General features: G+C 73.8%; 9 protein-coding genes. 1 reads left to right on the top strand and 8 read right to left on the bottom strand.

Features of this window, described 5'->3' with window-relative positions:
* From GKQ77_RS19340 to GKQ77_RS19310, 7 genes are all read right to left on the bottom strand, one after another.
* A partial coding sequence (locus GKQ77_RS19340) for a bifunctional transcriptional activator/DNA repair enzyme AdaA (protein WP_219690174.1) occupies positions 1–844 on the bottom strand: 844 nt, incomplete at its 3' end.
* A gap of 78 nt (positions 845–922) precedes the next feature.
* Positions 923–1,456 (bottom strand): O-acetyl-ADP-ribose deacetylase, encoded by a 534-nt coding sequence (locus GKQ77_RS19335; RefSeq protein ID WP_219690173.1) that lies wholly within the window; start codon positions 1,454–1,456, stop codon positions 923–925.
* 10 nt (positions 1,457–1,466) lie between these two features.
* Complete coding sequence (locus GKQ77_RS19330) at positions 1,467–2,876, bottom strand: phytoene desaturase family protein (protein ID WP_219690172.1); 1,410 nt, start codon at positions 2,874–2,876, stop codon at positions 1,467–1,469.
* 76 nt (positions 2,877–2,952) lie between these two features.
* The gene (locus tag GKQ77_RS19325; protein ID WP_219690171.1) at positions 2,953–3,780 is read right to left on the bottom strand and encodes an inositol monophosphatase family protein; all 828 of its coding nucleotides are present in this window, start codon (positions 3,778–3,780) and stop codon (positions 2,953–2,955) included.
* Positions 3,781–3,868: 88 nt separating this feature from the next.
* On the bottom strand, positions 3,869–5,713 hold the full coding sequence (locus GKQ77_RS19320) for a gamma-glutamyltransferase family protein (RefSeq protein WP_219690170.1): 1,845 nt from the start codon (positions 5,711–5,713) through the stop codon (positions 3,869–3,871).
* Between the two features lie 41 nt (positions 5,714–5,754).
* On the bottom strand, positions 5,755–7,128 hold the full coding sequence (locus tag GKQ77_RS19315; RefSeq protein WP_219690169.1) for a cryptochrome/photolyase family protein: 1,374 nt from the start codon (positions 7,126–7,128) through the stop codon (positions 5,755–5,757).
* Between the two features lie 4 nt (positions 7,129–7,132).
* Positions 7,133–8,671 (bottom strand): SDR family oxidoreductase, encoded by a 1,539-nt coding sequence (locus GKQ77_RS19310; protein WP_219690168.1) that lies wholly within the window; start codon positions 8,669–8,671, stop codon positions 7,133–7,135.
* Positions 8,672–8,825: 154 nt separating this feature from the next.
* On the opposite strand from GKQ77_RS19310, the gene lplAB reads away from it, so the two are divergent.
* Entirely contained in the window at positions 8,826–9,890 is a 1,065-nt protein-coding gene (gene lplAB / locus GKQ77_RS19305; RefSeq protein WP_219690167.1) for a lipoate-protein ligase LplAB, read from the top strand.
* Positions 9,891–9,934: 44 nt separating this feature from the next.
* On the opposite strand, the gene GKQ77_RS19300 is transcribed toward lplAB, so the two are convergent.
* Positions 9,935–10,405 (bottom strand): DUF4232 domain-containing protein (locus GKQ77_RS19300; RefSeq protein WP_219690166.1); only part of this gene is annotated, 471 nt, incomplete at its 5' end.

The raw sequence follows: 10,405 nt of genomic DNA, 5'->3' as shown, positions 1-10,405 counted from the left end.
GGCTGATGGCGATGGTCAGATCGCGCGGGTCGGTGAGGCTCAGGCGGCAGCCGATGTGGTCGGGGTGCGGGGTGAGGGCGGCGACCCCGTGCCCGTAGGGGAGGCTCAGGGTGCGGCGGTAGGCCCCGTCTCGCCACTCCTCGACACCGGGTACGCCGGTCGCGATGAGGTGCCCGAAGAGGTTGTCGGGGTTGAGGGGGGCGCGGAACGGCAGCCTCAGGGAGAGGACGCCGGGAGTGGCGGAGGCCGGGGCTCCGGCGGCAGGGGCTCCGGCGGCCCGTTTCGGCGCTCGGGCGCGCAGCTCCCCCGGGGCGAGCGCGAAGACCTCGCGGACGGTGTCGTTGAAGGCGCGGATCGAGGAGAAGCCGGCCGCGAAGGCGATCTCGGCCATGGGCAGCCCGGTCGTCTCGATGAGCAGCCGCGCGGTCTGGGCGCGCTGGGCGCGGGCCAGCGCGAGGGGGCCCGCGCCCAGTTCGGCGAGGAGCTGCCGCTCCACCTGGCGGGCGCTGTAGCCGAGGCGGGCGGCGAGGCCGGGGACGCCCTCGCGGTCGACGACTCCGTCGCCGATCAGGCGCATGGCGCGGGCGACGAGATCGGCCCGCTGGTTCCACTCGGGCGAGCCGGGGCTGCTGTCGGGGCGGCACCGCTTGCAGGCCCGGAAGCCGGCCTGCTGGCAGGCGGCGGCGCTCGGGTAGAAGGTCATGTTCTCGGCCTTGGGCGGCACGACCGGGCAGCTGGGCCGGCAGTAGATTCCGGTGGTGACGACGGCCGTGAAGAACCAGCCGTCGAAGCGGGCGTCCTTGGACTGAACGGCGCGTACACAGCGCTCGGTGTCGGTGTGCATGCGCTCAAGCATCGCGGACTTCCCCGGGCATGACTGGCGAGAATCCGACATCAACCTCGCGCTGCCAGGGCCGCCGCGCTAGCCATCCGCGGCGGCGGCAAGTGCCTCGGCGTACGCGTCGTAGGCGGCCTGGTCGAAGAGCACGAACCGCACCTCGTCGAAGAGCGCGGGGTCGGCGGCCTCCCGCACGGTGCGCACGGCGATGCGGGCGGCGTCGTCGATCGGCCAGCGGTAGACGCCGGTGGAGATGGCGGGGAAGGCGAGGGTGCGCGCGCCCAGCTCGGCGGCGACCCGCAGCGCCTCGCGGTGGCAGGAGGCGAGCAGCGCGGAGCGGTCCTCGGTGGCGGACCAGACAGGGCCGACGGTGTGGATCACATGCGCGGCATCGAGGCGCCCTGCGGTGGTGGCCACGGCCTGGCCGGTGGGCAGCCCCTTGCCGTACCGCGAGGCGCGCAGGCGCCGGCACTCGGCGAGGATCTCGGGGCCGCCGCGCCGGTGGATGGCGCCGTCCACGCCGCCTCCGCCGAGGAGCGAGGAGTTGGCGGCGTTGACGAGGGCGTCGGCGTGCTGCGCCGTGATGTCGCCCTGGGCGAGGGTGATGGGGACGGTCACGTGCTACTCCTCAGGCGGCCCGCAGCCGCTTCCAGACGGCCTTGGCGGCATTGTGCCCGGACATGCCGTGGACGCCGGGTCCCGGGGGTGTGGCGGACGAGCAGAGGAAGACGGCCGGGTGCTTGGTCCCGTACGGGAAGAGGGAGAGCTTGGGCCGCAGCAGCAGCTGCAGTCCGCTCGCGGCACCGCAGGCGATGTCGCCGCCCACGTAATTGGCGTTGCCCGCGGCGAGTTGGGGCGGACCGGCCGTGGCGCGCGCGAGGACCCGGTCGCGGAAGCCGGGCGCGAACCGCTCCAGCTGGCGTTCCATCGCGTCGGTCAGGTCGCCCTCCCAGCCGTTCGGGACGTGTCCGTACGCCCAGAAGACGTGCTTGCCCTCGGGGGCGCGGGAGGGGTCGGCGATGCTGGGCTGCACGGTGATCAGGAACGGCGCGTCGGGTGCGCGGCCCTCGCGCGAGGCGGCGCGCAGCGCGGCGCCGATCTCCTCGCTGCTCGCGCCGACGTGCACGGTCCCGGCGGACCGCGCCTCCTCGGCGGTCCAGGGGACGGGGCCGTCGAGCGCGTAGTCGATCTTGAAGGCGCTGGCGCCGTACCGGTAGTGCTCGTAGGCGTCGCCGAGCCCGGCGATCCTGGCGAGGGCGGTCGGCGAGGTGTCGAAGACGTAGGCGCGGGCGGGCGGCAGGTCGTCGAGCCGCTTGACCTCGTAGTCCGTGTGGACGGCCCCGCCGAGGTCCTTGAGATACGCGGTGAGCGCGTCGGAGATCGACTGCGAGCCGCCGCGCGCGACCGGCCAGCCCCGGGCGTGTCCGGCCAGCGCGAAGACCATGCCGACGCCGCCGGTGACGATGCCGTCGAGCGGCGCGATGACATGCGCGACGAGCCCGGCGAACAGCGCGCGGGCCCGGTCGTCGCGGAAGCGCCGCATCAGCCAGGTCGACGAGGGCAGCCCGGCGAGCCCGAAGCGGGCGAGGGTGACGGGGTCGCGCGGCAGCGAACTCATCGGCAGGGACATGAAGTCCCGGACAAGCACGTCCCACTTGGGCAGGAAGGGCTTCACCAGCCTCCGGTACGTCCCCGCGTCGCGCGGCCCGAAGGAGGCGGCCGTCTCGGCGACGGAGCGGGAGAGCACGGCGGCGCTGCCGTCCGGGAAGGGGTGCGCCATGGGCAGCGGGGCGTGCAGCCACTCGAGGCCGTACCGCTCCAGGGGCATGGCGCGGAACGCCGGGGAGTTGATGCCCAGCGGATGGGCGGCGGAACAGGGGTCATGCCGGAAGCCGGGAAGGGTCAGCTCCTCGGTGCGCGCCCCGCCGCCCACCGTGGCGTTGGCCTCGAAGACGGCCACGGAGAAGCCGCGGCGGGCCAGCTCGACGGCGGCGGTCAGGCCGTTCGGCCCCGCTCCCACGATGACGGCATCAAGCATCGACGGCACCTTCGGACTCCTTCGTCAGCCGACGGCCTCTGCCGCCCAGGATAGGCGGCCGCTCAGGAACGGCCGCTCAGGCCCCGCTCGCGAGGAGGTCCACCACGCGCCGCGCCGTGGCCGCGTCGCGCGCCGCGGTGAACGGCAGCGCGTTCCCCCCGCCGATACGGAACGGCTCGCCCGTCAGCGTCCGGGAGTCTCCCCCGGCCTCGGCGACGAGCAGCAGGCCCGCCGCGTGGTCCCAGGCCAGCTCCCACGAGAAGGCGACGGCGTCCAACTCCCCCTTCGCCAGGGCCAGATACTCAAGGCCCGCCGAACCGCACGGCCGGGGCCGCACACCGTCCACGCGCAGTCCGAGCAGGGCCCGCTTCTGCTCCTCGGTGGTGAAGTCCGGGTGCGAGGTCGCCACTTCGAGGTCCTGGGCCGGGTCGGGCGTCCCCGAGACCAGGCGCTGCCCGTCGAGCCAGGCGCCCTTGCCGCGCACGGCGACGGCGAGCTGGTCGAGCGCCGGGGCGTACGTCCAGGAGGCCAGCACCTCGCCGCCCACCGCGAGGGCGACGAGCATGCAGAAGCCGGGGTCGCCCTGCACGAACTGGCGCGTGCCGTCCACGGGGTCGACGATCCACACGGGGGCCTCGCCGCGCACCGCCTCGTACGACGACGGGTCGGCGTGCACCGCTTCCTCGCCCACGACGACGGAACCCGGCAGCAGCGCGGCCAGGTCCACGGTCAGCCGCTCCTCGGCGCGGCGGTCGGCCACGGTCACCATGTCGTGCGGGCCGCTCTTCTCCACGATGTCGCCCTCGGCGAGCTGCCGGAACCGGGGGGTCACCTCGGCCGCCGCGGCCTTCCGGAGGGCCTCCTCCACGTCACGTACGCCCTGCGTCAGAAACTCTTCGATCATGTGTCCATGAGAGCACGCCCCGCTGACATCCCGTACGTCCCGGGCGAACGCAACCTTGTGAGTACGTGAACATGGGGTTCCGGTGGGCTCAGCGGCCGACCGCGTACCCCTGCATCCCCCGGGGATTGGCCGCCGCCGACAGCACCCCGCTCTCCGGGTCCCGCGCCACCGCGCACAGCCGCCCCTCCGACCACGCGCCCCCCACCAGCACATCGTGCCCGCGCCGCCGCAGCCCGGCCACGACCTCCGGAGCCGTCCGTGACTCCACCGTCACGCTCCCGGCCCGCATCCCGCGCGGGTGGAAGGAGCCGGGAAAGCCGTCCGTGTGCCAGCTGGGCGCGTCGATCGCGCCCTGCAGGTCGAGGCCGCCCCGCACGGAGGCCCGCAGCGCCACCCCCAGGAAGAAGTGCACCTGCCACTGGTCCTGCTGGTCTCCCCCGGGCGTACCGAACGCCATGACCGGCACCCCGTCCCTCAGCGCCAGCGACGGCGTCAGCGTGGTCCGTGGCCGCCTCCCCGGCGTGAGCGAGTTCGGCAGGCCCTCTTCCAGCCACGCCATCTGGAGCCGCGTACCCAAGGGGAAGCCGAGTTCCGGCACGACGGGGTTGGACTGGAGCCAGCCTCCGCTGGGCGTGGCGGAGAGCATGTTCCCCCAGCGGTCGACGACGTCGAGGTGGCAGGTGTCCCCGCGCGTCCCCCCGTCCCCGGCCACGGTCGGCTCACCGCCCCCTGCGGCGACGGCGGCCGCATCGAAGCCTTCCGCCTCGCCCGAGGCGACCGCGCGCGCGTGGGCGGAGAGCCGTGGCCGCCGTCCGCCGGGCGAGCCGGGACGCAGCTCGTACGAGGCCTCGTCCCCGATCAGGGTCCGCCGCAGCGCGTTGTACTCGTCCGAGAGCAGCTCACCAACCGGCACCGCTCCCGCTCCCCCGTCCCCGGCGTCCCCGTACCAGGCCTCGCGGTCCGCCATGGCGAGCTTGCAGCCCTCGACGAGGAGGTGGACGTAGTCCTCGGAGCCGTACTCCGGAAGTTCCTCGGCGTTCCGTGGCAGCAGGGCGAGCTGCTGGAGGAAGGCGGGGCCCTGGCTCCAGGGGCCGGCCTTGCACAGGGTCCAGCCGTTCCAGTCGTACGTGACCGGGTCCTCGTAGGAGGCGGACCACCCCCGCAGATCCTCCGCCGAGAGCGTGCCGGCGTGCCGCTCGCCGCTCGTGTCCATGGTGGGCCGCCCGGCCTGCCGCACAAGCGCCTCGGCGATGAAGCCGCTCCGCCACACTTCGCGCGCGGCGTCGAGCACGGCGGTGCGTGACCCGCCGGGAGCCTTCGCTCCGGCCTCCGCAAGGAGCCGCCGCCACGTCGCGGCGAGCGCGGGATTGCGCAACAGCTCGCCGGTGCGCGGCGGTTCACCGCCGTCGGGGCCACCGCGGAGATAGATCTCCGCGGACGAGGGCCACTCCTGCTCGAAGAGCCGCCGCACCGTCTCGACGGTCTCGACGACGCGCTCGACGGGCGGATGGCCGTCCTGCGCGTACCCGATGGCGTACTTGAGGACATCGGCGAGGGACTTCGTGCCGTGGTCGCGCAGGAGCAGCATCCAGGCGTCGAAGGCGCCGGGCACGGCGGCGGCGAGCGGCCCGGTACCGGGCACCAGCTCAAGGCCCAGGGAGCGGTAGTGGGCGACGGTGGCACCGACGGGCGCGGGGCCCTGGCCGCAGAGCACGCGCACGTCGCCGCCCGCGGGCGCCAGGATGATCGGGACCTCTCCGGCGGGGCCGTTGAGGTGGGGCTCGACCACATGCAGGACGAACCCCGCGGCGACGGCGGCGTCGAAGGCGTTGCCCCCGTCCTCCAGTACGGCCATCGCGGACTGGGAGGCGAGCCAGTGGGTGGACGACACCATGCCGAAGGTGCCCTGGAGTGTGGGACGCGTCGTGAACATGATCCGCAGGCTAGCCGCGCGGCCCCGGCCGGCGGCAGGGGTCAGTCGATGCCCCTCGCCCGCTTGAAACGGACCAGTCCGTAGGCCAGTTCGAGGATCCGCTCGGGGTAGTCGTAGCGCTCCCGCTCCGGGCCCGGCAGCTTCCACGGCTCGTGGACGGCGGGGCCGGGCAGCCCGGCGAGTTCGGGCACCCAGCGGCGTACATAGGCGCCTTCCGGGTCGTAGCGCTTGGCCTGGAGGACGGGGTTGAGCACCCGGTTGGGGCGGCTGTCCGTGCCGGTTCCCGCCATCCACTGCCAGTTAAGCTGGTTGTTGGCGATGTCCCCGTCGACCAGCAGCCGTTGGAAGTGGCGCGCGCCCACCCGCCAGTCGACGTAGAGCGTCTTGGTGAGGAAACTCGCGGTCAGCAGCCTGCCTCGGTTGTGCATCCAACCCTCGTGCAGCAGCTGCCGCATGGCGGCGTCGACGATCGGGTATCCCGTACGCCCTTCCTGCCACGCCCGGATGTCCCGCGCCGCCGACTCGGGCGAGCGCCAGCGGTCGCCGCGCGTGCGGTAGTCGGCCGTCGCCGTGCGCGGCCTCGCGGCGAGGACCTGGTGGTGGAAGTCGCGCCAGCACAGCTGTCTGACGAAGTCCTCGGCGCCCGGGGTCGCGCGGGCGCGGGCGCGGTGGACGAGTTCGGCGCAGGACAGCGTGCCGAAGTGCAGGTGCGGCGAGAGCTTGGAGGTGGCGTCGCCCGCGAGGTCGTCGTGGCGTTCTCCGTACCGGTCGATGCCGTCGCGCAGCCAGGCCTGCCACCGGCGGCGGCCCTCGCTCTCGCCGCCGCGTGCGAGCCCCGGCGAGATACCGGTGATGTCGTCGCGGGCGGGGAGGGGACGGGAGCGGACGTGGTCGGGGACGCGGACGGTGCGCGGGGCGCCGAGGACGGGCCGTACGCCCTGCGCGGACCAGCGGCGGAGGTAGGGGGTGAAGACGGCGAAGTGGTCGGAGTTGGTGGGGGTCACCGCGCCGGGCGGGAGCGCGGTGACCACGGCGTCGTGGACGTGCAGCCGGTGGCCGTCCGCCTCCAGCGCCTCGTGGAGCCGCCGTTCGCGGGTCTGCGCGTACCGGCTGACGCCCGCCGCCATATGGACCTCGTCGGCGTCCGCCTCCCGCATGACGGCCCGCACCTCGTCGACGGGGTCACCGGCACGCACCACCAGACGCCCGCCCCGGTCACGCAACCGCCGGTCGAGGTCGGCGAGGCAGTCGGCGAGGAACGCCTCGCGGTTGGGCCCCGCGAATCCGATGGCCTCGATGGCCGGGTCCTTGACGAAGAGCGGCACCACGGCGTCCGCGCGAGCGAGCGCGGCGCGCAGCGGCGGATGGTCGTGCACCCGCAGGTCGGAGGTGAACAGGACGACGGAGGTGTTCAAGGCGCTACTCCTGCGGGGCCGGTACGGGAGCGGTACGGGCGGCCTCCCTGGAGGCCGCCTTGGCGATGTTGCGGGCCATGCCGCCGAACACCACCGCGTGGAAGGGCGAGACGCTCCACCAGTAGGCGTGGCCGAGCAGCCCGTGCGGGTGGAAGAGGGCCCGCTGCCGGTAGCGGGTGCGGCCCTCGGCGTCCTGGTCGGCCCACATCTCCAGCCAGGCGAGGCCGGGCAGGCGCATCTCCGCGCGCAGCCGCAGCAGCCGGCCCGGGTCGATCTCCTCGACCCGCCAGAAGTCGAGCGAGTCGCCGACCCGCAGGCGTGCCGCGTCCCGGCGGCCGCGCCGCAGCCCCACGCCGCCGACCGCGCGGTCCAGCCATCCACGCACGGCCCAGGCCAGCGGGAAGGAGTACCAGCCGTTCTCACCGCCGACGCCCTCGATGATGCGCCACAGCTCGTGCGGCGAGGCGTCGACGGTGATCTGCCGCCGGTCGGTGTAGAGGCTGCCGCCCGCCCAGTCCGGGTCGGTGGGCAGCGGGTCGCTCGGCGCGCCGGGCAGCGACGCCGACGACCAGCGGGTGACGACCTGCGCCTCCTTCACGCGCCGCAGCGCGAGCCCCAGCGCCTCGTCGAGGGAGATCGGGGTGCCGGGCGGGTCGGGCACGTACCGCGCGATGTCGTGCTCGTCGCAGACCACCTCGTGCCGCAGCGACTCCGCGAGGGGGCGGGCCAGGGCGCGCGGCACGGGGGTGACGAGGCCGATCCAGAGGCTGGAGAGGCCGGGGCTCAGCATCGGCACGCGCACGATGAGCCGGTGCGGCAGCGAGGCGACGGCCGCGTACCGCCGCATCATCTGTTCGTACGTGACGACGTCGGGGCCGCCGATGTCGAAGGCGCGGTTCACGTCGGACGGCATGCGGGCGCTGCCGACGAGGTAGCGCAGGACGTCACGGACGGCGATGGGCTGGATGCGGGTGCCGACCCAGCTGGGCGTGACCATGACGGGCAGCCGTTCGGTGAGGTACCGGAGCATCTCGAAGGAGGCGGAGCCGGAGCCGATGACGACGGCCGCGCGCAGCACGGTGGCGGGGACCTCGGCGCGCAGGAAGATCTCGCCGACCTCCGCCCTTGAGCGCAGGTGCGGCGAGAGTTCCCCCGGCGGTACGTCCGCGGGGGTGAGGCCGCCGAGGTAGACGACGCGCCGGACCCCGGCCGCGCGGGCCTGCTCGGCGAAGGTCTCCGCGGCCTGCCGGTCGGTGTCCTCGAAGCGGGCGCCGGTGCCGAGTGCGTGCACCAGGTAGTACGCCACGTCGATGCCGCGCATCGCCTCGGCCAGCGAGGCGGCGTCGGTCACGTCACCTCGGACCACCTCGGTGCGGGGCGCCCAGGGGTGGTCGCGCAGCTTCTCGGGCGTGCGGGCCAGGCAGCGTACGCGGTACCCGGCGTCGAGGAGTTCGGGGACCAGCCGGCCTCCGATGTAGCCCGTCGCCCCGGTGACCAGGACGTTCGGGCCCGGCTCACCGCCGGGCGCCGCGGGAACGCTCATCGCTTCCTCCACCTGCTCGCTCTCGCCTGCCGCTGCTCGGCGGTGCTTGCTCTCACTTCGTGCCCGCCTTCTCCTGCCCCATCCTCCACCGGACCGGACATTCCGGCACTCGGCTAGCGTTGGGGACGATTCGGAACAGCTTGGAGGAAACACGGTGCACGGTGAGTACAAGGTCCCCGGCGGCAAGCTCGTCGTGGTGGATCTGGACGTCGAGGGCGGCGAGCTGCGGCGCACCCGGGTGGCCGGCGACTTCTTCCTAGAACCGGACGAGGCGCTCGACGCGATCAACGCCGCCCTGGACGGCTGTCCCGCCGACACGGACGCCGCGGGCCTCGCCGCCCGCATCGACGCGGCGCTCCCCGAGGGCACCGTCATGTACGGCCTGACGTCGGAGGGCATCGGGATCGCCGTGCGCCGCGCCCTCGCGCACGCCACGGACTGGACCGACTACGACTGGCAGCTCGTGCACGAGGGGCCGCAGCCGCCCGCCCTGCACATGGCCCTGGACGAGGTACTGACTCAGGAGGTCGCCGCGGGCCGCCGCCCGCCGACGCTGCGGGTGTGGGAGTGGGGCGCGCCTTCGGTGATCATCGGCAGCTTCCAGTCGCTGGGCAACGAGGTCGACCCGGAGGGCGCGGCCCGGCACGGGATCGAGGTCGTGCGCCGCATCTCGGGGGGCGGCGCGATGTTCGTGGAGCCGGGCAACACCATCACCTACTCCCTCTCGGTGCCCGACGCGCTCGTGCAGGGCCTCTCCTTCCAGGACAGCTACGCCTATCTCGACGACTGGGTCCTCGGCGCCCTCGCCGACATGGGCATCAAGGCGTGGTACCAGCCGCTCAACGACATCGCGACGGACGCGGGGAAGATCGCGGGCGCCGCGCAGAAGCGGATGGTGGGGCCCGGCGGCGGGCCGGGCGCGGTGCTGCACCACGTGACGATGTCCTACGACATCGACGCCGACAAGATGCTCGAAGTGCTCCGCATCGGCAAGGAGAAGCTGTCCGACAAGGGCACCAGGAGCGCCAAGAAGCGGGTGGACCCGTTGCGCCGCCAGACCGGTCTGCCGCGCGAGACCGTCATCGACCGCATGATCGACTCCTTCCGCTCCCGCTACGGCCTCACCCGGGGCGAGGTCACCGGCGCCGAACTGGCCCGGGCCCAGGATCTCGTACGCACCAAGTTCGGCACCGCGGAATGGACGGCGCGGGTGCCCTGATCGGACGGGTGCCCTGGTCGGCGGGGTCGGTGGGGTCAGCGGGGTCAGTGCTGCGGGGTCTCGTCGGGGCTGCGCTGCCAGGCGGTCGTGCCGAGCATGCCGGTCTCGCCGATGTCGAGGCCGCCCTCCGGCTCGATGGTCTGGCGGGCCGCGCCCTTGGCCGGGCCGATCTCCACATAGACGCCGCTGCCCGCCTTGGTGGAGGCGTCCACGGCCGAGTACCGCCACACCAGTGAGGTGTACGCGGACTCCCCCGGCTTCAGCCTGACGCGGCGCGGGCCCGGGTCGTCCATCGTGGTGACCGGCTCGGTCCCCTTGAGCACCGTCACGCGGAAAAGCTGCCGGTCGAGGCCGCGGACGCGGATGTCGGGGTAGCCGTTGACTTCGCGTACGCCCTTGCCGCAGTTGGTGAGCGTCACCGACATCGCGCGCAGTCCCATCGCGGCCGTCACCATGCCCGGGGACATGCTCACGCCCGACTTCGGGCAGGGCGGCGCGCTCGGGGCCGCGCACGA

Origin of the sequence: Streptomyces anatolicus, assembly GCF_019400875.1 — a bacterium.
Classification (GTDB): Bacteria; Actinomycetota; Actinomycetes; order Streptomycetales; family Streptomycetaceae; genus Streptomyces; species Streptomyces anatolicus.
The sequence above is the reverse complement of the archived record's forward strand: the minus strand, read 5'-3'. Positions and strand labels throughout refer to the sequence as shown.

Excerpts from the sequence above, each read along its gene's own strand:
- GKQ77_RS19330 (WP_219690172.1), bottom strand. The coding sequence starts at position 2,876 with ATGCTTGATGCCGTCATCGTGGGAGCGGGGCCGAACGGCCTGACCGCC.
- GKQ77_RS19325 (WP_219690171.1), bottom strand. The coding sequence starts at position 3,780 with ATGATCGAAGAGTTTCTGACGCAGGGCGTACGTGACGTGGAGGAGGCC.
- GKQ77_RS19320 (WP_219690170.1), bottom strand. The coding sequence starts at position 5,713 with ATGTTCACGACGCGTCCCACACTCCAGGGCACCTTCGGCATGGTGTCG.
- GKQ77_RS19310 (WP_219690168.1), bottom strand. The coding sequence starts at position 8,671 with ATGAGCGTTCCCGCGGCGCCCGGCGGTGAGCCGGGCCCGAACGTCCTG.